The 25,916-nt window shown below is 37.2% G+C and carries 22 protein-coding genes and 1 riboswitch; of the genes, 2 read left to right on the plus strand and 20 right to left on the minus strand.

Going from position 1 to position 25,916, the window contains the following annotated elements; genetic code table 11:
• Positions 1 to 14: 14 nt before the first annotated feature.
• The 15 genes from AO843_RS08505 to AO843_RS08575 all read right to left on the minus strand — a co-directional run bounded on the left by AO843_RS08505 (position 15) and on the right by AO843_RS08575 (position 18,897).
• Entirely contained in the window at positions 15 to 1,340 is a 1,326-nt protein-coding gene (locus tag AO843_RS08505; RefSeq protein WP_054610690.1) for a nucleotide sugar dehydrogenase, read from the minus strand.
• 538 nt (positions 1,341 to 1,878) lie between these two features.
• Positions 1,879 to 5,058 carry a hypothetical protein gene (locus AO843_RS08510; RefSeq protein WP_054610691.1) on the minus strand — a complete coding sequence of 1,060 codons (3,180 nt, stop codon included), beginning with the start codon at positions 5,056 to 5,058 and terminating at the stop codon, positions 1,879 to 1,881.
• Positions 5,055 to 6,476 carry a glycosyltransferase family 2 protein gene (locus tag AO843_RS08515; protein ID WP_054610692.1) on the minus strand — a complete coding sequence of 474 codons (1,422 nt, stop codon included), beginning with the start codon at positions 6,474 to 6,476 and terminating at the stop codon, positions 5,055 to 5,057. The genes AO843_RS08510 and AO843_RS08515 overlap by 4 nt, the downstream gene beginning before the upstream one ends.
• Positions 6,473 to 7,519, minus strand: coding sequence for a HEAT repeat domain-containing protein (locus tag AO843_RS08520; protein ID WP_054610693.1), 1,047 nt, complete (start codon positions 7,517 to 7,519; stop codon positions 6,473 to 6,475). The genes AO843_RS08515 and AO843_RS08520 overlap by 4 nt, the downstream gene beginning before the upstream one ends.
• A complete protein-coding gene (locus AO843_RS08525) occupies positions 7,516 to 8,391 on the minus strand; it encodes a response regulator (protein ID WP_054610694.1) in 876 nt (291 codons plus the stop codon). Before AO843_RS08525 ends, AO843_RS08520 begins: the two co-directional genes overlap by 4 nt.
• A 262-nt stretch (positions 8,392 to 8,653) precedes the next feature.
• Positions 8,654 to 9,505: a MetQ/NlpA family ABC transporter substrate-binding protein gene (locus AO843_RS08530; protein WP_054610695.1), complete on the minus strand. Its 852-nt coding sequence runs from the start codon at positions 9,503 to 9,505 to the stop codon at positions 8,654 to 8,656.
• Between the two features lie 66 nt (positions 9,506 to 9,571).
• Complete coding sequence (locus tag AO843_RS08535; RefSeq protein ID WP_054610696.1) at positions 9,572 to 10,240, minus strand: methionine ABC transporter permease; 669 nt, start codon at positions 10,238 to 10,240, stop codon at positions 9,572 to 9,574.
• On the minus strand, positions 10,230 to 11,258 hold the full coding sequence (locus AO843_RS08540; RefSeq protein ID WP_054610697.1) for a methionine ABC transporter ATP-binding protein: 1,029 nt from the start codon (positions 11,256 to 11,258) through the stop codon (positions 10,230 to 10,232). The genes AO843_RS08535 and AO843_RS08540 overlap by 11 nt, the downstream gene beginning before the upstream one ends.
• Before the next feature lie 84 nt (positions 11,259 to 11,342).
• Positions 11,343 to 11,446, minus strand: a riboswitch (SAM riboswitch).
• Between the two features lie 56 nt (positions 11,447 to 11,502).
• Positions 11,503 to 11,814: a thioredoxin family protein gene (locus AO843_RS08545; RefSeq protein WP_054610698.1), complete on the minus strand. Its 312-nt coding sequence runs from the start codon at positions 11,812 to 11,814 to the stop codon at positions 11,503 to 11,505.
• Positions 11,815 to 11,829: 15 nt separating this feature from the next.
• On the minus strand, positions 11,830 to 12,171 hold the full coding sequence (locus AO843_RS08550; protein ID WP_054610699.1) for a toprim domain-containing protein: 342 nt from the start codon (positions 12,169 to 12,171) through the stop codon (positions 11,830 to 11,832).
• A gap of 91 nt (positions 12,172 to 12,262) precedes the next feature.
• The gene (gene gcvH, locus AO843_RS08555) at positions 12,263 to 12,643 is read right to left on the minus strand and encodes a glycine cleavage system protein GcvH (RefSeq protein ID WP_054610700.1); all 381 of its coding nucleotides are present in this window, start codon (positions 12,641 to 12,643) and stop codon (positions 12,263 to 12,265) included.
• Positions 12,644 to 12,724: 81 nt separating this feature from the next.
• Positions 12,725 to 13,081, minus strand: coding sequence for an arsenate reductase family protein (locus AO843_RS08560; protein WP_054610701.1), 357 nt, complete (start codon positions 13,079 to 13,081; stop codon positions 12,725 to 12,727).
• 183 nt (positions 13,082 to 13,264) lie between these two features.
• A complete protein-coding gene (locus tag AO843_RS08565; protein ID WP_054610702.1) occupies positions 13,265 to 15,049 on the minus strand; it encodes an acyl-CoA dehydrogenase family protein in 1,785 nt (594 codons plus the stop codon).
• A 242-nt stretch (positions 15,050 to 15,291) separates the two neighbouring features.
• Positions 15,292 to 16,464 carry an acetyl-CoA C-acetyltransferase gene (locus AO843_RS08570; protein WP_054610703.1) on the minus strand — a complete coding sequence of 391 codons (1,173 nt, stop codon included), beginning with the start codon at positions 16,462 to 16,464 and terminating at the stop codon, positions 15,292 to 15,294.
• Between the two features lie 48 nt (positions 16,465 to 16,512).
• Entirely contained in the window at positions 16,513 to 18,897 is a 2,385-nt protein-coding gene (locus tag AO843_RS08575; protein ID WP_054610704.1) for a 3-hydroxyacyl-CoA dehydrogenase/enoyl-CoA hydratase family protein, read from the minus strand.
• Between the two features lie 375 nt (positions 18,898 to 19,272).
• Between AO843_RS08575 and AO843_RS08580 the strand changes: the two genes are divergently transcribed.
• Positions 19,273 to 19,590 (plus strand): thioredoxin family protein, encoded by a 318-nt coding sequence (locus AO843_RS08580; RefSeq protein ID WP_054610705.1) that lies wholly within the window; start codon positions 19,273 to 19,275, stop codon positions 19,588 to 19,590.
• Positions 19,591 to 19,646: 56 nt separating this feature from the next.
• Entirely contained in the window at positions 19,647 to 20,150 is a 504-nt protein-coding gene (locus tag AO843_RS08585) for a C39 family peptidase (RefSeq protein WP_054610706.1), read from the plus strand.
• Between the two features lie 103 nt (positions 20,151 to 20,253).
• Here AO843_RS08585 and AO843_RS08590 read toward each other — a convergent pair whose 3' ends face one another.
• The 5 genes from AO843_RS08590 to AO843_RS08610 form a co-directional block, all read right to left on the minus strand.
• The gene (locus tag AO843_RS08590; RefSeq protein ID WP_054610707.1) at positions 20,254 to 21,141 is read right to left on the minus strand and encodes a 5'-3' exonuclease; all 888 of its coding nucleotides are present in this window, start codon (positions 21,139 to 21,141) and stop codon (positions 20,254 to 20,256) included.
• Between the two features lie 113 nt (positions 21,142 to 21,254).
• Complete coding sequence (locus AO843_RS08595) at positions 21,255 to 22,247, minus strand: agmatinase family protein (protein WP_054610708.1); 993 nt, start codon at positions 22,245 to 22,247, stop codon at positions 21,255 to 21,257.
• Positions 22,248 to 22,517: 270 nt separating this feature from the next.
• A complete protein-coding gene (locus AO843_RS08600) occupies positions 22,518 to 23,510 on the minus strand; it encodes a polysaccharide deacetylase family protein (protein ID WP_054610709.1) in 993 nt (330 codons plus the stop codon).
• Positions 23,511 to 23,514: 4 nt separating this feature from the next.
• A complete protein-coding gene (locus AO843_RS08605) occupies positions 23,515 to 24,261 on the minus strand; it encodes a hypothetical protein (protein WP_231630101.1) in 747 nt (248 codons plus the stop codon).
• The gene (locus AO843_RS08610; RefSeq protein ID WP_054610710.1) at positions 24,242 to 25,915 is read right to left on the minus strand and encodes a GNAT family N-acetyltransferase; all 1,674 of its coding nucleotides are present in this window, start codon (positions 25,913 to 25,915) and stop codon (positions 24,242 to 24,244) included. Before AO843_RS08610 ends, AO843_RS08605 begins: the two co-directional genes overlap by 20 nt.
• Position 25,916 lies beyond the last annotated feature (1 nt).

Consider the following 25,916-nt stretch of genomic DNA (forward strand, 5'->3'; position numbering starts at 1 on the left):
CCCACGAACTCCCCTTATAATTTGTAATAATTTTTATTTTTAAACAGAAAATGGGTATTGCGTGTATCAAAAATTAGCGAAGCTTGTTGATCAATTAATGAATAATCAATTTTTGAATGATTTGTTAAAATTAATACCGCATCAGCATTTTGGATAATTTCTTCTGTTAATGGAACTGTATTGAAAAGGGATTGTTCTATAGGGAATGTTTGAATAAAAGGATCGATAATCTGTAGTGCGCACTGACTATCTAATAGTTGTTGAATAACACGAAGTGCGGGAGATTCTCGTGAATCATTTATATCTGGCTTATAAGTGACACCAATGACAACTATTTTTGCCTGGCTCAGTTTTATATTTTGCGTACGTAAGTAATGTTCAAGTCTCTCCACAACAAAATTGGGCATTGAATCATTAATTTTATCTGCCGCTTCAATTAATGATGCTGAGATACCATGCTGTTGACCAGCCCACAGTAAATACTTAGGGTCGACAGGGATACAATGTCCTCCCACACCTGGACCTGGTGTAAATGGCATAAATCCATAAGGCTTTGTCGATGCGGCATCTATGACTTCCCATATATCAATGTTCATTTTATAGCAAATCTGACTTAACTCATTCACAAGGGCGATATTGATTTGGCGAAACGTATTTTCCAACAGTTTCTCCATTTCAGCAACTTTCGGACTTGTTACAGTACATACATTGGTATGAATGACTGTTTCATAAAAAGCCTTTGACACTTCCAAACATGCTGAAGTGACACCTCCAACGACTTTCGGTGTATTGGAAACAGAAAAATTACTATTACCAGGATCCACTCGCTCTGGTGAATAAGCTAAAAATAAATCTTGACCTATGACAAAGCCATGTTTTTGCAAAATAGGTTGAACAATTTCCTCTGTTGTCCCAGGATAAGTGGTACTTTCAAGAATGACTAATGCATTTGCTTTTATATATTGCCCGATGTCATTTGCTGCATCTTCTATATAAGAAATATTAGGAGTGCCATCCACAGTTGTAGGCGTTGGAACACAAATGATGACAACATCTACAAATGAAAGTTTGGAAAAATCATAGGTCGCTTCAAATTGATGATGCGCTAATAGTTGCTGTATTTTTTCTTTTGAGATGTCAGCTATATAGCTTTCACCGTTTTGCAACAGTGCAATTTTTTCTTGATTTTTATCAAAGCCTAAAACATGAAAACCTCTCTGGACAATTTCGACAGCAAATGGTAACCCTACATAGCCGAGACCAATTACCCCTATTGTCGCTTTTTTTGTTTGAATTTTATTTAATAAAGCTGAGCTCAATGATTTCGTTTTTATCGTCATAAAAATAACTCCTTTAGCTAAACTTTCATTTTATTTTCATCGCCATTTTTTTCAGTACCTTCTCATTCGCAATACTTATTTATGGCGAGCATACTGCAAAGCAATTGGTCACTTCTCATCACCATTCTATACATACCCCTTTCATCTCCACATACATACGTATGATTTTTTTAGTCAAAGTAGATCAAAAAGATTCAAATTCCATAAAAAAACTTTCCCAACATTTATATAGTACTAATTGCAACTAAACAATTTCTAAACAATCTCTGCAATCACTATAAAACACCTATTTTAAAAAATTTCTAATAAAAATAGTGCAATAAATGTAGTAGTATTTAGCAAATAAATCCAGAGTCACTTATTAACTGTAAATGAAAAAAATAAAAAGCAATACTGATGAATGTTAATAATTAGAAAATTAACATTTTTCATTTTCCGAAAATCCCCTAAAAAAACCCCTCAAGCTTCGACTTTCATCAATACTTGAGGGGATGAGAATAAAAAAAATTAAGGTAGAAAAACTACCTTAATTTCTTTTTTAATAGGCTTTAAAGAGATCTTGTAACATGTAATAGGACTGTTTTAAACGCTCCTCATATTTTGGGCTTTGCCATGTCTCCCAAGTATACGCCGAAAGCGGTGGTAGAACATGATGATTAGCTACTGGTAAGGATTGAATAACGTTATTCTCCTTATCTACAAATAATGCTCCAACATAAATATTATCTACTTTAATAGAAGCTGTATCACCATCTTTATAAAGGTCACCTATAAACTCACGCTGACTAGGATCCTTGGCTTGAATTAATAACCAAGGGATACGAAGCTCGATGACATTGTCATCAGTCCATGTATAATCAACAAGAAAGTTATAATCTTTTCCTTTTGGATTAGCATTTCCTTGAAGTAATTTCCCTGTTTCATAATAACTAAAATCCGTAGTGGTATTTTGTTCAGGTAAAAATAGTCGCTTGTTTAACACATAATATATCGGTGCAAACCTCCCACTATTTTTAGCAACAATAGACATCCTTGGAGAGATTAAGTTTAAACGATGACCGTAAAAATAATCATGGAAGTCGTAGTATTCATCAATTAAAACTCTAGAATCTCCATTTTTATTGAGTTCCACTATAAAATCAACGCCATTTGAAAACGTCATATCTTTAATGGATGTAGCTGAAGAACTCCCTTGATCTGGTACAACATCTAATAAAATGCGAGGAGAAGTATTTTCTAACGCCTCACTTTTTAATTTCATGTATAAATATCGTTCATCATAATCTACAGCAAAATCTGTTGAATCATTTGGTGAAGTATCGTATAACTGCTGTCCTTCCCATTCATCTGTACTGCCATCTACTTTCACTTTAAGTCTATCAAAGCTAAGTAAACCAAACTGTTGCTCATTTGTTTGTGCGTTGGACCAAAATGGTCTACGATTCGGATCATCATAGTCCATCGTGTTCCATGTTCGTTTAAACCATTCATCTTGCCATGTAAAAACAAGCCCTCCTAATAATCCTTCATGCATAATATCCTCAAATAAATGTTGAAGTGTCTCCCCTTGTGCCTGTTCTGACATTTGCCCTTGATTCCAGCCATAAACATTATCATGGGTTTTACCACGTGATGCCGGGATGCCAAATTCTGCAATAAGAACAGGCATCTTATGAGCTGCATGAAGCTCTTTCAAATACCCTGCATAACTATTTTTATTTCCTCGGAAATCGACGTAATTTAAATAGTCCTTATCGAAATTAAAGAAATCAGGGTAATAGGGATACACATGATAGGAGGCAAATTGACCAGGTACTTTCATCTCTCTCTTTGTATAAATAACATTTGGATTGACACCGACTAAATCCTCTTCCTCAGATGGTTCTGATGGATGTTCAAGTATATCCGTTGTCACCCAGTTCGTAAAACTCATTGGGCGCATCCAATTATATTTATTCTTTTCATAGACTGTAATCAAATCCATTTGCTCGGCTAACCAGTACTCAAATGGTGTAGCGCCCTTCGTTTCAAAAAATGTACCGTTATATTGACCGATATTAGCATGTTTTTCATTGGTCCCAACAACCATATGTGGATACCATTCGATTCCTAGTACCCAACCTATCACGTATTTAGATACATCGACATCATACAAGCCAGATGCATGTCCTGGTCGAGGTGCCACATAAACATCTCCATGAATAACATCTACCATACGTTTCATTTCAGCTTGAAAATCTTCTAAGGTCTCTTTATCATAGGCATCCAATGAATTAGCTAACCCTTCTTCATTAATCCAAACACCGTGTAAAACATAAAGTGGTTTAGTTGGATTTTCTTCATTATATTTAGCAAGGGCCCTGTAAAAACCTGGCGGGTGTAAAGTATAAACACGTATTGTGTTGGCATTCATATCCGCAATTTGATTGAACCACCGATAATATTCCTCTTCGGTAATTGCGGCCTCCCCAGGGAAAGCACCAGGTTTCCCCATCCCAATATTGACACCCTTAAAGACTATTGATTCCCATTTGCCATCTCTTAACACTTCAAAAGATTGCCCCTGAATACGGGCATTATAGTTCAATTTTTCATGGTTGACAGTTTCTTGAACCTTTTTGTGTTCAAAAGTCTCAAATATTCTATCCATCACTGGTATGTAAATGGACCAATAAAAGGAACTGTCTGCATATTTCTCAGCGTATTTATAGATAGTTGGTAACCCTTTTATTTTATATAATGTAGGAACACGAGCTACATCATTGAAGTCTCCTGCAAAATAATAACTAGATGTATAGCGTTTATCTTGTGCAACAATTGCTGCAAATTGCTCAGGAATATCATTTTTTTGTAAAAGATCTGTACCTTCTTTTGTCAAATTCCATTTATAATTTGCAAGCGCATCATTGGCATATTTAGGCGTAATAATATCAAACCAATAATCGTATTTAGCACTTGCAGAGGAATGAAAGAATTTTTCCCCTTTTTCAGTAAATTGCACTTGAATACCTTTTGTTTGAACATGCTTGTCCAATTCTAAAACAAGGAGCTTGTTAGTTATTTCATTAAATAATAAAAAGCCGCCACCTTTATAGGACCAATCATCGCCGTACTCATCTATAACCCATTGCGGAATTTCTAAATTTTTATGATAATCAAGTTCATCAAAATAACGCCCAATCCAACCTGACCAAGTGATGCCTAAATAATCCTGTACCTCTTTTCGTACAGCTTCTGAGGTTGGCGATGCAAAAGTATTGAACTCCGCAATTAACATACTCTTCTTTTTACTAGCTAAACGTTCTACAATTGCCTGCCATTCTTTTGCGTCAAGTCCACCAACGATTTTTTCCGAACGTTCACCTAAACGCTTTTCTTTTTCTAAATCATCTTTGTAAACACCATACGTATCTGCCAAATAAATGACATCCATATCACTATATTCCTTTGGTAAGTCCTTTTCAGTGACACTTTTGGTTGTATCGTTTGGGATGGTGCCATAATAATCATTTTTTACATCGTATGGATGATCATTTAACCTATATTTATAATGATTTAAAAACCAATTCACTCCCAAATGCTCTCGATAGGATTCATTCGGAACCGTTTTATCGACAATCGCCACATTTAGCTGTTTTTCATCTTTCAAGTACCACCATGCAATTGGGATAAGAATAAGAATCAATATGACTATAACCCCTACATAGATTCGTTTCATATATTTTTCTCCTTTTCAGCAATGCCGACACGTTTCATATTTCCCCAATCACTTTTTCTTCGTAAAAAACGAACTAATCCTTCACAGCGCCAAAATAATGTAAGCGGGCGATACCAAAAAATTTCTGTAAACGCTAAAAGAATCATGCGTAATATTTCTCTTTTTTTCGGATAGGTATTCATACTCCAAGATTCGAACAAGATCGCCGCTATTGAAAAAATAACGCCGTAAATTACGAATAGTAATAGCAATATGAGAGCAACTTCATAATAAATTTTTCCTAAGAAAAATGCTACGACAATATAAATATACCCGCCTAGCTCAACAACAGGGCCTAGACATTCTACTAGCCAAAAATACGGGAATGAAATAAATCCAATCAAGCCAAACCTAGGATTCAAGGTCATTTTTTTATGCTTCCATAAGCTTTCAAATAAACCTTGATGCCACCTTCTTCGTTGATTTCGGAGCACTCCCAATGTTTGAGGTGCCTCAGTCCAGCAAACCGGGTCAGGTACAAATTCGATACGCTTATTTTCTTTTTTCTCCTTAATAAGCCGGTGAATATTTACAACAAGTTCCATATCTTCACCAATAATATTCGTTGAATATCCCCCTGCTTCAACAGCCCACTTTTTAGAAAAGACGCTAAATGCTCCTGAAATAATAAGAACTAAATTAAATTTGCTTAAGGCTATTCTCCCCATCAAAAATGCCCGCAGGTACTCTATTACTTGCATGATCACTAAGTAATTACTTGGTAATTGCGTCTCATAAATAGAACCAAATTGCATCTTTGCACCATTTGCAATACGAATATTACCACCAGCTGCAATGACTTCACCATCAGATAAAATAATCGGCTTCATCACACGAAGCAATGATTTCTCATCTAAAATGGAATCCCCATCTATGGAGCAAAAATACGGATATTGAGATACATTAATCCCTACATTTAATGCATCTGCCTTACCGCCGTTTTCTTTATCAACTAAAATACAATTTTTATAGATTTCAGATTCGTATATTTGCTTTATTTGTTTTGTAGGGATATTTGTTTGGACAATTTTATTGATTGGCTTCATTCGAAAATGTTTAATAACCGTTTGAAGTGTTTGATCTGTGGAGCCGTCGTTAATAATAATAATTTCTGTTTGGGGATATCGTAAATTCAGTAATGAGTAAACTGTATCTACCACCCCTACTTCTTCATTGTAAGCAGGGACAAGTAATGACACTGGTTTTGAATAAAAAGCATCGATATGAGCATCATCATACTCTGATGGATCTAAACGATAACGTTTTCTTAAATCAAGCATGGCGATGATGAACATTGTACAATATGAAACAATAACGAAAAGCATATAAAATAGAATGATGCCTCCAAAAAACATCATGCAATAATCGATTATTTTCATTTACTTCCCTCTTTTCTAGCTGCAATCTCCTGTGCCATTTCAATTGCATATGGATCATTTGAGGATTCGATGAATTGCTGTAACTTAGCTATTCCATGTCGATCTTCTACAATCGTCTTCGCGGCTTGGGAACGTACCCACCAATTCTCATCCTGAAGAAGTTGCTCTAAGTAACTATAAGTGTAAGCAAGTGGTACATGCTTAAAAATTTTGGCTACCATCAACCTTGCTTCCCACATATCTGAAGTTACAAATGGTATAAAGGGATCGATTTCATCAATAATACCAATTTCGTAAAGACCTTTTAATGCTCTGATGTTGATCTCCATCACATCATGACTTAATAATTTTTTTAATTCGTCTAGGTACTGCATATTTCGTTTTACAGCAGCAGTATCTATAACTGCAAATTGAATATTGGTTGGCCAGCAATTAAAATCATCAAAAAATCTAATAAAAACGTCTTCCTCTAATAAGACAAACAGTCTCCTATATTCACTTTCTGAATAATTGATATTGGGATTTTTTATCTTTTCCATAAATAAATCTGGTTGGAAAAGGGAGTATATCTTTAACAATTGGAAATGTTCTTCATCTGAAATTTTGTTTTTTTCAAATTCCTGACAAGAAAGTAGCAATTCCTCTATTTGTAAGTCTGCAATTCGATAGAGGGCATTCATTCGAATACTCCATCGTCTACTTGATAAATCCTTTTCATAGAATTTTTTTAAGTATTGATTGGCAAATTGTTTAATTTTCTGTTCCACATTTTCACTTATTATATTTTTTAAATAGGATGAAAAAATTCTTTCAATGGCTTCCACTTGAGCCGCGCCTCGAGGTACCAGGACCATACTAAATAGAGCATTGTTAAATAAGTAATCGTACCAGAGCTGAGAATAGTTTAGTAAATATCGATCCCTGACTTGTTCAAAGCGACTTTCACGCTGTCGTTGAACAAATAAATATATTAAAAAGGTAAAAAGTACAACTAGTAAGAGGGCTATTACTGTAAAAAGAAAAGTGATAGACAGCTTGATCATAGCCAAAACCTCGCAAAAGTCCTTTTTATTTTTGCTTCTAGCAAACGTAAATTAAATGGCTTAACGATATATTCATCAACGCCGCCTTCATATGCATTAAGAGCCGCTCCTTCAGAATTCCGTTCTGACATCATATATATTATAAATTTCTTTTCATTTGGCATATGGCGCAAAATATGCAAAATCTCTAAACCATTTTTACGAGGTAAAATATCATTCATCACAATTAAATGCATATGTCCTGTTTTATAACCGTCCGATTGTAAAAAGCTATAGCCGTCCTCATAAACTTTTACCTCTAAAGTAAAATGAGGAATGACTATTTGGTTAAGCGTTGACTCTAATACTTGTCTAAAAATGGCGTTCTGTTCAATAATACTGACTTTCACCAATTCTATTGGCTGAACACCATAATCGTGCACTTCGACTACGGACCATGATATTTGCCCATTCTCTGTAAGGACTTGCTTATTCTTCTCTAATAAATCTTCAAAGGTGACAGTATTATTTCTTATTTCAGTTATAGAGGCTTTCAAAGCTATCTGTTGAAATTTCCTTTCAGCTTTTAAGATAGCAAAAATCCGTTTTAGAAATGCTCTAGCCTCTACATCACTACTTTGCAAAAAGAATATTCCCCAATGATTTCCATCTGACAATTGAAAAAGTAAGTCTGTCTTACGTATTTTAGATTGTAAAAATGCAGTAATTTGATGATTATTTTCATTTGGCTTTGATTGCGTAGAATCAGCTTCTTTTAAAAAGACTGCTGTGATAGTATGGCGGGAACGAATAACACTTTCACGCCATATTTCAAAATAACGTCGTACTTCATGCTCCTGCATAACGTCCTGTTCGATTATTAAATCACTCATTAGGTTCACTCCATATTGTTGAAAGTATCTCTATCTAAATATTTTCTATCATTCATTTAATAGATAAACAACATAACAATAGTAATAAAAATAACTATTGAATTTCTAGACTTAATTATTGGAAGAGAATAATGTCACGAAAAAACTATTATAGTGTAATCCAAAATTCATACTATGTGATAAAGAAAAATAATTCTGATAAACGACGTCAAAAGAAAAAGGGTACGTAAGTATTTAATACTTACGTACCCTTTTATTTGGATTAGTTAACTGGTACTACTGCACCTTTCCATTCTTCTAAGATGAAGTCTTGGATTTCTTCAGATGTTAGTACTTCTAATAATGTTTTAATTTCTGGTCTTGATTCTTCTCCAGCACGTACTGCGATAATGTTTACATATGGAGATTCTTTGTCTTCAAGTGAAATAGCATCTTCAATTGGATTTAAGCCATTATCAATAGCAAAGTTAGAGTTGATAAGTACTGCGTCCCCTTCATCGTTTTCGTACATTTGTACAAGCATTTCTGGAGCAGTATTGGCATCGAATTTAAAGTTTTTAGGGTTTTCTTCAATATCCTTTAATTCTGCAGCTGTTTTATCAATGCCATCTTTTAATTTAATTAAGCCCTTAGCTTCTAATAATGACAGCATACGACCGTGATCTGATACTGAGTTAGAAAGTAAGATTGTTGCACCTTCAGGAAGTTCTTCTAAAGATTTATATTTTTTAGAGTAAATACCGATTGGTTCGATGTGAACACCACCAGCATTAACAAAATCATAGCCATTGTCTTTAATTTGTAACTCTAGGTAAGGAATATGTTGGAAGTAGTTTGCATCCAACTCTTTTGATTCTAAATCTTGGTTTGGTAGCACATAGTCTGTATATGGTTCGATTTTAAGATCAATACCTTTCTTAGCTAAGATCGGTTTTGCTTGTTCCAGAATAACTGCATGTGGTGTATTAGAAGCCCCCACTTTTAATGTAACATTTTCTTTACTATCTGTTTTATCACCAGATGCTGAATTTGAATCCTCTTTTTTATCAGTACCGCAAGCTGCTAGAGCTAGTACAAGTATTGATAAAAATAACCCTGCTAATAACTTCTTCATTTATGACACTCCCTTTATTTTGATGAAAATATGTTAGCGGTAAGAACCGGAATAACCTCATTATTGCTAGCGTTTATCGATTTTCACTGTAATGAAATCACCAATCCATTGAATGATAAAGACGACTACTAAGATCAAAATAGTTGCCATTAATGTCACATCTTGGCGATTTCGTTGGAAACCGTCTAGGAAAGCTAAGTTTCCAAGACCACCTGCACCGATAATTCCAGCCATTGCTGTATAACCAACAAGGGCTACAGCCGTAACCGTAATACCAGAAATCAATGCTGGTAATGATTCAGGGATTAGAACTTTCCAGATAATTGTGGATGTTTTTGCCCCCATTGAGCGAGCTGCTTCAATGACACCTTTATCAATCTCACGTAACGCAATTAATACCATACGTGCATAGAATGGAGCCGCACCGATAATTAAAGCAGGTAAAGCAGCATTGGCCCCACGGATTGTATCGAGTAAAAATTTAGTAAATGGAATTAATAAAATAATTAACACGATAAACGGGATAGAACGGAATATATTAACAATTGATCCCGTTAAAAAATTGATAAGTTTATTAGCCCATAACTGATTCGGACTTGTTAAAAATAATACGATCCCAATAACTAACCCAAGAATAAATGTGACAACCGTAGAAATAGCCGTCATATACAATGTTTCATACGTAGCTTGCAACATCTTGTCCCAGTCTACATTCGGAAAGAGATTAGTTAGCATCTGCAATCACCTCCGTTTGTACTTCAACAGTATTTAAATAGCTTAGGGCTTCAGTCACGTTTGCTTTCGACCCGTCAATTTGCACAATGAGGGTACCATATGCACCATTTTTCGTTTGTGAAATATTTCCGTGTACAATGCTTACTTCCACATCGAATTGCTTCACTAGATGTGAAATAACTGGCTGTTCTGTTTTTTCACCAACAAAAATCAATTTGACAAGTTGTCCAGTTGGGTAATTTGCTTTGATTTGTTCTACTGTATCCTGTGTTTCCTTTGTATTTGTAATTTGAGCTACAAATTTTTTGGTAATGGCCGCTTGTGGAGCTTGGAAAACTTGCAATACCTCTCCACGCTCGACAATTTCACCAGCCTCCATCACGGCTACACGATGACAAATTTTGCGAATTACATGCATTTCATGAGTAATGAGTACAATCGTTAACCCTAAACGTTCGTTAATATCAACCAATAAATCGAGAATGGCATCCGTCGTTTCAGGATCCAGTGCAGATGTTGCCTCATCACATAGTAGAACCTCTGGATTATTTGCTAATGCACGCGCAATCCCTACACGTTGCTTTTGTCCACCAGACAGCTGTGATGGGTATGCTTTATCGCGCCCTTCTAAGCCAACAAGTGCTATCAATTCTTTTACCCGTGCCTCACGTTGTGTTTTTGATACTCCTGCAATTTCTAAAGGGAAAGCAATATTTTCTGCAACTGTTCGTGACCAAAGTAAGTTGAAATGTTGGAAAATCATACTAACTCTTTGTCTGGCTGCTCGAAGTTTTTGCCCTTTTATCGATGAAAATTCTTGATTGTTCACCGTCACTGTTCCTGTTGTCGGTTTCTCTAAACCATTCAGTAAACGAATCATCGTACTTTTACCAGCGCCACTATAGCCGATAATGCCAAAAATTTCACCTTTATTAATAGTAAGGTTAACGTCTTTGACTGCCGTTAATTCGCCATTTGCTGTTTTGTATTTTTTCGTTATATTTTGAAGCTGTATCATAGCGAATACTCCTTTTCCTTATATAAAAAAACCCCTTCACTTATAGACAAGTAGAAGGGGTCACGTATCATACGTTAAACCGTTCTCTCATCTTTCAAAGAAAAATCTTTGGGTGATTTGGCACCTTTTCACTATGTGATGGTTGCCGGGCTTCATAGGGCACTTCCCTCCGCCGCTCTTCATAAGAGTTCGATATATTTAATGTTTTAGTAATATATTTGTTACTTTACCATGCTAATAAAGTTCAGTCAATTGATTTTTTTAACAATTCGTACAAAAAAGGTACGGATTGAAAAGCATATATCTTTTCTGTCACTTTTCCGTCATCACAGACAAGTAAGCATGGGACACTTTCAATTTGATACTCATAAGCAATTTGTTCTAAAAAATTGATATTTGCTTTACCCAATTTTAATTGAGGCAGTAATTGTTCTACAATTGACATCATTTTCGATGCTATTGCACACGTGCCACACATAGGTGTATATAAATAAAATGCAGCTTTTTCTCCCGACTGTAATGCCGTTTCCCACTGCTCTTTTGACCATTCTTCCATTTATTTCACGCAACCTTACAAAATATATTCATTATGGATTGAGAAATGTGCACGCAGTAAAATCGTCGCTAACACTTTTCTCGGTGTTGTTTCTACTTCCTTATAGGTTGGCATTGTACGTAAATGCTCTGCTTCAGGATAATATCTGTCCATTAATGCACGTAGCTTATCGCCTGAAGTATCGGCATCGAAAAAAGTGAACAGCTCGCAGCCCTCATAGGGATCGAGTAACTCTTCTAATTGATGCACACCAATTGTACCATTCGTACATAGTATTGTAACATTCTCACTTAAAATTGGCTCAATTTGTAGCTTATCTGAGCGTCCTTCTACTATCAAGCATTTCCCCTCGAACATTACGCCACCTCCATTTAGACATACCCACTTATAAGTCATTATATAATAAAAAACGCCGGTAGTTTCCGACGTTTTTTGATTATGGCTTGTCTTATTCCGCAGTCATCTCTTCGTATTGTTCTGCTGTCATCAGTTTGTCAATTTCTGATGCATCAGCAGGTTCTACGACGATCATCCATGCTTTTTCATATGGTGATTCATTAACGAATTCTGGGCTATCTTCTAAATCTGCATTTACTTCAACTACAGTACCTGAGATTGGTGCATATAATTCAGAAACAGTTTTTACTGATTCTACGCTACCGAATGGATCATCTGTTTTGATTTCATCGCCAACTTGTGGAAGCTCAACGAAAACGATATCTCCTAATTCAGATTGTGCGAAGTGCGTAATACCAATACGTACTTTTCCATCTTCTACTTTTACCCATTCATGCTCTTCAGAGTAACGTAAGTCTTTCGGTGTGCTCATGCAAAAAACCCCTCCATAATTATGTAATATATTCACTTTCAGTGTGCCATACTTCTCCTATAAAAACAAGAATAAAAACGGCTATATCCAAGCTTGTTCAAAATCGGATTCTTTAAACCCTAAAGTTACTTTTTTTCCATCCGTTACAATTGGACGTTTCATTAACATACCATCCGAAGCAAGTAGCTCAAGCTGTTCTTCCTCTGACATATCCGCTAGCTTGTCCTTCAAACCAAGGTCACGATATTTCATGCCGGACGTGTTAAAAAACTTCTTCAAAGGCAGTCCACTTGCTTGCCATAAAGCTGTTATTTCATCCTTTGTGGGCGGTTGCTCTACGATGTGTACCTCTTCATAGGAAACATCATGATCATTTAACCACTTTTGTGCTTTTTTACATGTTGTACATTTGGGATAATGGATAAACTGAATCGTCATTAAAATACTCCTCTGCTGTCTTTTTCTGTAGTATACCATCATAATCCTTTGGAATGGTGGAACTTCGCTCATTTTCGTAAGTCTATCCATCCGTTTCGTATTTTTATCCGTCACTTTCAAACTTTATCTGGAACAACAAAAAGACTAGCTACCCTCTCACGGATGCTAGCCTTTTTCATACGATTAAACGATATATTTTTCTGCTTCAATTAATTTCACAGATGCCTCACGTTTCTTCGTAATTAGGTTGTATGGATTATTACGTGTTAATTTACGTAATGCAGATAAAGTCATACGTGCTGCATCACCATCTGCTGATGCAAGAATTGTATCTTTTGCTTCTTTCTCAATTTCAGCAAATGCTTCTTGGCAGAAGATTTGAGTATATAGCAATTTTTGATGCGCTTTTTCAACACCATCACGAGCAATTGCTTTTTCTGTACGTAATACAGCTGATTCCAATGCAAATAATTGGTTAGCGATATTCGCAATATTCACTAATACTTCTTGCTCTTGATCAAGCTTCTCACCAAAGCGTTGGGCTGCTAAGCCTGCAGCTAATACAGCAATCTTCTTCGCATTTTTCACCAAGTATTTTTCCTGAGCTAGTGGCTCTGTACCGATATCCTCTGGCATTAACATAAGAAGCTCTTGCTGTAAATTTTGCGCCACTTGTAATAATGGCAGCTCTCCTTTTAGTGCCTTCTTCATAAATGTACCTGGTACAATCAAACGGTTAATTTCATTTGTGCCTTCAAAAATTCGATTAATACGAGAATCGCGGTAAATACGCTCAACCTCATATTCAGCCATGAAGCCATAGCCGCCGTGTAATTGTACCGCTTCATCTGCAATATAATCTAATGTTTCTGATCCAAATACTTTAGCAATTGAGCACTCAATTGCATACTCAGCGATAGCACCTGCAATTACTTTTCCTTGCTTTTGCTCCTCAAGACTCAGTTGACTTAAACGATCTTCAAATAGACCAACCGTACGATAATTTAATGATTCTGATGCATACAATTGAGAAGCCATCGTTGATAATTTTTCTTTTGTAAGGTTGAAATCAGAAAGCTTTGTTTTAAATTGCTGACGTTGGTTTGTATATTGTATCGCTAACTCTAATGCACGTTTTGATCCACCAATTGTACCAACCCCAAGTTTATAACGACCAATATTTAAAATATTGAAGGCAATAACATGCCCACGACCGATTTCACCTAATAGATTTTCTACAGGTACTTCCGCATCTTCTAACACTAGTGTACGAGTGGACGAAGATTTAATTCCCATTTTCTTTTCTTCAGGCCCAACTGAGACACCATTGAATGCACGCTCCACAATAAATGCAGAGAATTTATCGCCATCAATTTTAGCGTAAACGACAAACACATCTGCAAAGCCTGCATTTGTAATCCATTGCTTTTCACCATTTAATATATAATGTGTACCTGCATCATTTAGTTTCGCAGTTGTTTTTGCCCCTAAAGCATCTGAGCCTGAACCTGGTTCTGTTAATGCATAAGCAGCAATTAATTCGCCTGAAGCAAGCTTAGGTAAATATTTTTTCTTTTGATCTTCGTTACCGAATAGTACGATTGGTAAAGAGCCAATACCTACATGCGCACCATGAGTGATGGAGAAACCACCTGCTACAGACATTTTTTCAGCAATTAACGCTGAAGAAACTTTGTCTAAGCCAAGTCCTTCGTATTCTTCCGGCACATCTGCTCCAAGTAAACCTAATTCACCAGCACTTTTAAGGAGACGTACTGAATGCTCAAATTCATGATGTTCTAAATTTTCAACTACAGGTAACACTTCATTCGCTACATATTCTTCTGTTGTTTTAGCAATCATTTTGTGCTCGTCAGTGAAATCTTCAGGTGTAAACACACGATCTAATTCCACATCTTCAATTAGAAATCCGCCGCCTTTAATGAAATCCGTTGTTTTTTCAGTCATATTAATTCCTCCCAATATATCTATTTTGATAGTTTAATCCCCTCATCAATAAAGCCTCTTCCTGGCCGGAGGCTTTATCTTGATTCAGCATGTTCTTCTTCTCTATAGAGAAGGTTCTTAACGCGCCAATTTTGGTACACAAAACAGTTGTGAACTACAACAAACATATATAGAAAAGCCTGAAGTATACAATGTTCGGAGGCAACCGTAAACAGTACACCTCAAGCTGATCTAGCGAAAAATTATAGAATTTCAAATACTCCAGCAGCCCCCATGCCGCCGCCAATACACATTGTTACTACGCCATATTTCTTACCTTGACGCTTTAATTCATGAATAAGCTTTAATGTTAAAATTGCACCCGTTGCACCAAGTGGATGTCCTAATGCAATAGCTCCACCATTCACATTGACTTTATCTTGATTGATGCCTAAATGACGAACCACCTGTAAGGATTGTGAAGCAAATGCTTCATTGATTTCCCATAGATCAATATCATCTATTGATAAACCTGCAATTTCTAGCGCTTTGGGTACCGCCACAATCGGACCAATCCCCATTACTTCAGGCGGTACACCACCTACTGCAAAGCCTAGGAATTTTGCCATTGGTGTCAACCCTTGCTTGACAGCCTCCTCACGATCCATCACTAGTACAGCTGCTGCACCATCAGAAGTTTGAGAAGAGTTACCCGCTGTTACACTCCCCTTCACATGGAAAGCTGGACGAAGCTTTGCTAAACCTTCCACAGATGTACCTGGGCGGACACCTTCATCCATACTGAACGTGAATTGTTTAACCTGCGGCTTATTGTTATCATCAACGTAATGTTGTTCCACTTCGATTGGTACAATCTCATCATTGAATTTACCTTCTTTAATTGCCTTTTCAGCAAGCGCATGTGAACGAACTGCAAAAGCATCTTGATCTTCTCGACTAACAGTATACTGGCGAGCCACTTCCTCAGCTGTATGTCCCATACCCATATAATATTGTGGAGCTGTTTCAGCTAACGTTGGATTTAAGCGAGGTGTGTTCCCCACCATTGGCACCATACTCATTGACTCTACACCACCAGCAAGTATGGCCTTTGAATGTCCTAGCATGATTCGCTCAGCTGCATAGGCAATCGCCTGTAAACCTGAAGAACAAAATCTATTAATCGTTAGAGCAGGAGTCGTGTCTGGTAATCCAGCAAGTGCGCCAATACTGCGTGCTACATTCATCCCTTGTTCCGCTTCTGGCATAGCACAGCCTAAGATTAAATCATCAATCGGTCCCTCATAGCCCGCTCTTTTTAACGTTTCTTTCACAACGGCAGCACCAAAATCATCTGGTCTTACTGTTGCTAAAGAACCTTTTTTTGCTTTTCCAATTGGAGTTCGTGCTCCTGCTACAATAACGGCTTCACGCATCGTATAATCCCCCTTTGTTTCATGTGCAAGTTTTGTCTATTTCGTCCATTAGTTACGAAGTGGTTTCCCTTTTAACAGCATATGTTGCATTCTTTGCTGTGAAAGTGGGTCAGCAACAAGGCTAAGGAATGCCTCACGCTCTAAGTTTAATAGATACTGTTCATCGACTAATGTGCCGTACGGAACCTTACCACCCGCAATAACATAAGCTAGCTTTTTAGCAATTTTCAAATCATGCTTACTGATAAAGCCTGACTCATACATACCTTGCGCACCAATGAGTAATGTACCGTAGCCTGATGCACCAACCACAGGAACTTTTGTTGGCACAGGTGGTTGATAGCCTGCTTCGTAAAGCGCTAATGCCGCTTGCTTCGCGTCATACAATTGATGATCTGGGTTAACAGAGACACCATCTGCGAAGTTTAAGAAGTTGTTTTCATGAGCTTCCTCACCAGATGTTGAAACCTTCGCCATCGCAATTGTTTCAAATACTTTATTAGCAATATGTTGATAGTCTACCTCTACACCATTTGGTAGACCCTTTAGGAATTTTTGATAAAGCGCTTTATTACCCCCACCGCCTGGAATTAACCCAACGCCTACTTCCACTAAGCCCATATATGTTTCCATCGTTGCTTGGATATGCGCTGCAGGTAAGCAAACCTCTGCACCGCCACCTAATGTCATTGCAAACGGTGCTGCCACAACTGGTTTACGTGAATATTTAATTTTTTGCATCGCATCTTGGAAAGCCTTAATCACGAAATCTAGCTCAAAGATATTATCATCCTGTGCTTCTACTAAAATCATTCCTAGATTTGCGCCAACACAGAAGTTTTTCCCCTGGTTCCCTATAACTAAGCCCTTATAATTAGTCTCTACCTCGTCGATTGCAAAGTTAATCATTTGAATAATATCTAAGCCAATAGCATTCGACTGCGAATGGAATTCTAATAATGCAATACCATCACCTAAATCTATTAAACTAGCACCTGTGTTTGACTTAATCACACCGTGCTTTTTCTTATATCGTTTTAAATCAATTTCTTTGTCATTAATTGGCACTTTCACATATTGTGAACCATTAAAGTAAGCCAAATCACCATCTATGTCTGAATAGAATGTTTCAAAGCCATTTGCTAACATCTCTTTTACAAAGGCAGGTACTTCTCGACCCTCTGCCTCCATTTTTGCTACAGCTTCTTTCACACCAAGAGCATCCCAAATTTCAAATGGTCCTTGTTGCCAGCCGAAGCCCCATTTCATCGCATTATCAATAGCCACAATATCATCTGCAATTTTACCGTATAGCTGAGCAGAATAAATTAATGTTGGAGCAAAAATTCCCCATAACAACTCTCCTGTACGATCTTTTGCATATGTCAAAGCCTTCACTTTATTTGCCAACCCACGAGTTTGTTTCGCCATTTCAATAGAAGGTGTCTTTAATTTTTTCACAGGACTATATGCCAAAGTTGTTGGATCAATTTCATGGATCTCTTTTCCTTGCTTTAGGAAGAAGCCTTGGCCTGATTTTGCACCTAACCAACCGTTCGCGACCATCTTTTGCAAAAATTCTGGGACAGCAAACACCTGCTGCTCCTCACCAGTTGTTTGATCGTAGACATTTTTTGCGACATGAATAAATGTATCTAAACCAACAACATCTAGCGTACGGAAAGTTGCCGATTTAGGACGCCCAATAAGTGGACCCGTCACAGAATCTACTTCACCAACTGAATAACCACCTTTTAACATCTCCTGTAAAGTTATCAGTAACCCATAAGTACCAATGCGATTAGCGATAAAGTTTGGTGTATCCTTTGCAAGCACGACACCCTTACCAAGCACATCTTCCCCAAATGTCTTCATAAAGTTAACCACTTCAGGTGCAGTTGTATGGGCTGGAATCACCTCTAGTAATTTTAAATAACGAGGAGGGTTGAAAAAATGTGTTCCTAGGAAATGCTTTTTAAAATCTTCTGAACGTCCTTCTGCCATAGCATTAATACTAATCCCAGATGTGTTTGAACTAATAATTGTTCCAGGCTTACGAACCGCATCGATTTTTTCATAAAGTTTTTGTTTTATTGGTAAATTTTCTACGACAACTTCGATAATCCAATCTACGTCTTTTAGTTTCCCTAGATCATCCTCAAAGTTGCCAACCGTTAGTAGTGATAAATTTTTCTTAGAAGTAAGTGGTGCTGGCTTTTGCTTTAATAACTTTTGCAAAGCTCCGTTTACAATACGATTTCTTACAGCTGGGTGCTCTAAAGAAAGACCTTTTGCTTCTTCCTCATGCGTTAGTTCCTTCGGTGCAATATCTAATAGTAATGTTGGTATACCGATATTAGCTAAATGTGCTGCAATTCCAGAGCCCATCACCCCAGAACCTAGAACAGCTGCTTTTTTAATGTTATAAGTCACAAGCATTTCCCCCTTATTCTTCCATTGAATGAATAGCCATTCATTTTTTGGTCAAAAAAATATCTAGTGCACCTTAGTTGATTTTTGCCCCTCTATTAAATGAAATTTACTGCATTCAACCAAGTGCAACTAAGGTTTATCTCCGTTCCAAAACATTTCCATTGAATGAAGATAAAACTACTTTTCTGTTTTTAGTGTAGATTATTTTGTCTAATTTAGCAATCTTTTTTCAAGAATTATTTCAGCAATATACATCTTTTTTTGTTGTTTACGAGCTAAAAGCAAACAATAAGTAGCTATCGATATAGCCAAACAGAAAACTTTCAGGTTGCGGAAAAAATGTGTAGAATGGTAAGCAAGGAGAGTGAATACCAAATGAAAACAATTACTACTGCAGAACAATTTAATGAATTAATCACTGGCGATCAAAAAGTACTAGTGAAATTTTACGCTGGCTGGTGCCCTGATTGCACACGCATGAACATGTTCATCGACCCAATCATTGAAGAATATAACCAATATGATTGGTATGAACTAAACCGCGACGAGCTTCCAGAAATTGCAGACAAATATGATGTTATGGGCATCCCAAGTTTATTAATTTTCAAAAATGGTGAAAAGCTTGCTCACTTACACAGTGCCAATGCAAAAACACCTCAGCAAGTAACAGAATTTTTATCTGCTCAACAGTAATAAATAAAGAGCTGCATTTCTTCATGAAATGCAGCTCTTTTTAAAAGGAGATTGTTATGCGTAAACAATTGGTTCTACTCGGAACATCACAATATGATTCATCGATTGCACCAAACTACCGTCATTCTGCCTGTGGACCTACTACCATGCACGTTATTTTAAATTATTTGAATGACTCGGCTCCGTCGATAAATGAGCTCTATAAACAGCTTGGTAGCACTAAAATTGGTTTATTCAAATGGCGATTGATTCGTAATCTACGTCGACTACATCCATCCTGGGATGTTCGCACTTGTTCGTTAAAAGAGGCCTTACAAGAAATTGACGCAGGTCGCCCTGTTGCTATACGTTTTGATCGCTATTTTAGTCTTCGTTGGCGAGATAAAAAATCTACCTTCGCCTATCATTGGGTACCGCTTATTGGCTATGACATTAGAGATAATAAACTTTGGTTAATTTTTCATGATAATGGCAAACCAAACCATGACAGTATCATTCGTCAGGCACTCTATCAAGACAATGAAAAGGTATTATCCTTTGTTAAAATAACCCCTCACTAGAACAAATAGTGAATAGCCTATTATTTGCTCCCTCCCTACGCGTCTCCTTCCTACAAAACTGCAATAAAAAAGCAGAGTATATGACGATACTCTGCGATAAATATTAAATAAAGGAATACAAAGAACGGGCATGCTTTGCTATGAGCGTGTAGCCACTCTCTTCGATCTCTTTAATAATGTGCGGTTCATAATTTGGTAACAAAAGGCTTGAAAAATCTGCGTCAATTGGTACATCGGTTTGAATAGTTGCAAGCTCATGCGATAATTTCAACATATCTAAATTGTCTTGAATTTTTGATCGTTGACCTGGCTTTAATTCTTCGAGCGACGCTAAAACCTTGTCAATCGACCCATATGTTTGAATTAATGTGAGGGCTTGCTTAGGACCAATGCCTTTAACACCTGGATAGCCATCACTTGTATCGCCCATAAACGCTTTCACCTGCGCAAACTGTGCTGGTTCAATACTATATTCCTCTTTAAAACGTGCATGTGTATAAGTATCATATTCTGTGTAGCCCTTTTTCATAAAAGCAATCTCTGTAGATGGTCTCAAAAGCTGGAGCAAATCTTTATCACCACTAATTACAGTAATGTCCGCTTCATCCTGCCATTTGGTAATCATGGAGCCAATTAAATCATCAGCTTCCATGCCTCTCACACCAAAATTTTGCCAGCCAATTTGTAGCGATAATTTTTTCGCCATATCAAATTGAGGCAACATTTCCTCTGGTGGTGCTGGGCGATTTGCTTTATAGCCATCAAATAAATCATTGCGGAATGTATGTGCCCCCATATCCCAGCAAACTGCCATATGTGTTGGTTTCATAAGTGATTGTGCAGTTAGTACATGTCGTACAAACCCTTGTGCTCCATTAGTTGGTGTGCCATCTGCCAAGCGAATAAAATGCCCCATGGCAGCCGAAGCGAAAAATGAACGGAATAACAATGCCATACCGTCAATAATCAGTAGTTTTGGTTTTGTTGTCATGATGAATGTCCTCTCTATAACCATACAAAGTTTGTATAAATTTTTGATTCCTATCCAACATTATAGCAAACTTTCAACAATCAGCATTGTCAATACACGGCAATATGCTTACTTTACAACGTAACTTTCCCTTTTTTGGATATGCGATTGCGATGATCGAGTTGAATGCCTGTTAACCATTGTAAAAATGCCGTCACACCAATCTTAACAGTTTCTGGACGTAGCATTCCTTCCTTAGGATCTGCATAAACAAAATCAATGTGGCGAACCCCTTCATTTTCACCAATAAGTTTGAGAATATCAAATAATTCATAGGCTGTTAGACCACCTGGTGTTGCAGCAGGTACATCCCGAGCAAACATAATATCAAGTGCATCTAAATCAACTGAGACATAAATTCGATCAACCTCATACATAAGCTGACGTAACATTTCACGTATTGTCAGCTGAATACCATCCCGTCGCATTTGCTTTAATGTAATCATATGAATGCCCTGTTCTCTTGCATAATGAATCATTTCAGGTGAGTTGAAAAAACCGTGCAATCCAACATTATATATATGTCTCCCTTCTACAATTCCCGCGGCAATCAATTGATGGATCGGAGAATCTTGAGCTAGTCCAACTTCCTCCTGGTTTCTTGCATCTAAATGTGTGTCGATCTGAATAATGCCAATACGATCCTGCGGAAAAGCATTCTTTATTCCTCTTAATGAACATGCGGTAATCGCATGGTCTCCTCCAATCAAACAAGTAAAGCTTTTTTGAAAAGCTATACTTAAATTTTCTGCTGCCGCTTCAATGGCAGATTCCGAAAGCATTCTATCTTGTTCATGAATCGCTACATCTCCAATATCAACGACCGACAGTGCACGTAAGTTTATTTGCTCATCTAAGTTATATGATTGGAAGCTTGGCCAAACTTTACGAAACGCAGTTGGGTATTGCGCTTTTGCGGATGCTCCCCCAGCATACGATAATAGAGCTCCATACACGACAATATCCACATCGTTTGGGTTTGGATTTGTTTGCTGCTTAATCCATTGATGCATGGCCGATCCATTTTCTTGCTTCCATTGGCATTCTGGTTCTATAAACATATACATCTACCACCTTCATATCTTTTCTATTCAAGTTAAATTAGCCTACACAAATTTCCATTTCCCTTATAATGTCCCAACCAATTTTTTCTTTATTTAATAGTACCATTCGTACCTTCTCTTCGGCATTGTTTTTCTTTTTTCCTCTTTTCTGTTAAATTTTCTCTGATAACACAAAAAAGCAAACTAGAAACCAGTTTGCTTCAAAAATCATGCATCTATTTTTTCACTGAGAGTTAGAACATTGCCTATCTTTTTTACGATGATCTTAGTATGTTACTTTTGTTGTTTGGAGAGGTTTTCGCAAAGTTCAGCCACCTCAAACATGGAATAGCTTTGAAAATTGTATTGACTGCGCAATTCTTGAAAATAACGTAATAGTTCCTCTAGAATCGCTAAATTTTTATCCGTATTCTTGCCAAAGTTATGAGGATGCCACCATAAATGATAAAATGCTTGTGCCTTTGCAGCCTCGAGCATGCTTTCTTTTATGCGTTTAACCTTTGAACCTTCGAATACATGTAGTGGACGAAAATAAGGCCTTAAAAAGGCACTTGAAGGAATATTAATCAGTTGCTCGCCTCGCATTTCCTCCAAAGTCGCCATATGATGGCCAGTTAAATTGATATAGCTATCAAGCCATTTTTTTGCTCCCAAAAGTCTCCCTTTTTTCGTAAACTTTTGAGCATCATACAATGGATGATTTTCAGTTCCTCTATAACAAATATAGCCTGCTTCTACACATGCTTTAAAATAGTCTTTATTTACTTGATTTCTTGGAAAAACAATTGATTTCATAGGCGAAATATAGCCCTCGCATATGGTCTTTGACGCATCTAAATCTGCACAAAAGGCAGCTTCTGTTTGACCTTTTTCCAAGCAATAATAATGGGAAAAGGTATGGCTGCCTATTTCCTGATGTGGTGTACGTTTAATATCTTCTATTAAAGATTTACCAAAATGTAAGAGGTCCTCTTGTTCGTTTTCGCCTACTTTTGCTAGCTGCGTATGTGCTGCATAGCGCATATTATCATATTTCACAGGGATACCTCGTAAATAATGAGCCATTTCTGCCTTGGATTCTGCAAACAACAGTCCGACTGTAGCCCAAGTTGCATGAATTTCATACTGCTCAAATAATGCTAGTATTCTGGGCAAGGCTTTCCGTACACCATATAGGTTTTTATTGTATTGTCCATATCGAAATACATCATGGACGCCCCAATTAAGCTCAAAATCTAATGAAATAACGAGACCCCCACCATTCATATTGCTACTTCCTCCATTTTTGCACACCTAGTAACAGTGCACGTATTTTTGATTGAGTGACGTAGCCTGAGTAAACATTGACAACCTGTCCACCAAAGCTCAGTTTGAAGGCACGCACATTTCGATTGTCGGTTAATTCACCCATATCATATAAAACAAAACCTTGCCCTTTAAAATGGAGTAAGTTATGCCAGATTAAAAAGCGATTAGCATAGCGATAAGGTCTCTTTAAATGTGCCGACATAGTTGTTGCATCAGAAGTCGCTTCATAATAAGACATCGCTTTATTCTCATGTACAATATCCAGTCGATAGCACAGTGTTTGTCCACAAATGCTTTGGATCTCAGATAATAATAATGCTCCCTGTTCGTTTAGAAGCATGATCGTTTCCATTTGAGTTTTACCAATACCTTCAAGCTTTTTTCGTTTCGCAAAATGATTATAAAATTGTTGAAAGGCTCGTAAGTTCTCTATGGAAGGCTCTTTATACAAAATAACCTGATAATATTCTTTATGTGCGCGTCGTAAAATTTTGCGATTCCCTTCAGAAAGGGCTAAGTACAATGAAAGTTCATGCTCTTGTAGATCAATATGAATCGTTTCACTTTTAACAAGCTTTCGACTTGGTACAAGTGAATTTGTATAGCCTATTACTTTCATGGATTTTCGAACATTCGCTGGCTTTTCAAGAAAATAAAAATGCTGCATTGCGATATTCCATCGCTTACTTTTAATGGACAGAATGAACATCGCCCCCACTCTCCGTATATTTTTCTACACGATGTCGCTCAAAACGAGCCACTTTATAATGTTTCATTCGAGAAATAGGTTTATAGCCTAGTTGTACTAAGCGCTTCCGTTTTCGCCATTGCCAAAAGCTTGCCGCCACCCACAATGTTTGTCCTGGTTTGATTTTTCTAAAATATGCAGTTATAACATCGATCTGCTTGAAAATATCATAGGCTAAAAAATAGGTTTGCTTCGGTAACGCTTCTACCATTTGCAATGAATCCACACGCCAATTTGTGGCATGTAATGCAAACGCTGGTTTATTCGTCTCTGCAAAGGAGTCCTTATAAACCGTATACCCCTTATAATAGAGAGCAATGACTTCTTCCTGATCAAGTTGCATCGCTTCCTGAATCGGCATTTCTTCAAATAAGTTACCCACAGGCTGCTGTGGTGATACATCCTCTGATGGAGATAATTCATATAGCTCCACTTGTTTCAAACGAATAAACCTTTCCACGAATTGTTGTCCATATTCTAGCCAATCTTTGAGCTTTCCATACTTTACTAAAAAGCGGATACGTCCAAGGGTGTTACGTTTCCAATCTACAACTCGCTGATTACTTTTTACATATTCCTTGAGCCGCTCCTTAACCATTAACAAACTTGTCACTAACCTTGCACGTTTCGTGCCACTGCTGGCCAACATGCGTCTAGTAAAATCGATACTAGTACGCCAATCGAATTTGTAAGGCTCATAGCCAATACTCATATCAAATAGGCGATAGTTGGCGGCATACGTTCGCTGGATGGATTCTTGATTGACTATACGGCCAGCACCAAATAAATTAAATGTCGGCTCATGGGCAAGAGCATAGGTTACGTAGCGTCCACGACAACAAAGACCATATGTGAAAGCAATCCACTGATTTTCAAAGACAAGTGCATCCACCTCTACCTGTAAGGCCTCTCCGTTCAGCATTGTTAACCGCTCAAAAAAATCTCTTTTTTTCCCCTTTGTAAAATCACTCGTATCCAGTTTTTTTGCCCATCGTCGATCAAATAATCGAAACATTTGCCATAGCTCGTCTTGTGCGGGGACACGCCTTGTTAATGAGCCTAATTTTCGTAGCTTTCTTTCCCGGCGATCGACACCATGCATTTTTCGACGTTGCTGGAAATGATGCGGAAAGTCTACTTCAGAAAAAGCGAGATAAGGAGTGACAACACGGAAAATGCTTGTTCTTAGCTGTCTTTCCACGAAGTATTGTTCGATGATTTTAGTAGACTCTTTACTTTCCAATAAACCATGCAGTGAAAAGATAACGTGCCGATGCTTTTTAATAAGTTCATCGAATACAAAGATCGTTGCCTCCATTAACCATTCTTTTTTGGCAACAACTCCGGTGTAATTGGCAATATTTTCACCTGCAAAGGCATACACTCTAATCCCCCATCGAAATGAGACCGTAAAGGGGAAAAAAGCTTTGATGACTCCTTCATGTTCAACAGCGAAAAGCTCTACTCGTTCTTTTCGCCCCACTATCTGCCACCAATTATAAAACCAAGCAAATTCAATAAATGGATTATCATTGTCCTCGTACTCTAAAATGCCATCCCAAATCTCCTTATACCACATGAGCTCATCATCTGTTCTAATGCGAATTAATTGCAAT

The sequence above is a fragment of the Lysinibacillus sp. ZYM-1 genome, assembly GCF_001308875.1.
Taxonomy (GTDB): domain Bacteria; phylum Bacillota; class Bacilli; order Bacillales_A; family Planococcaceae; genus Lysinibacillus.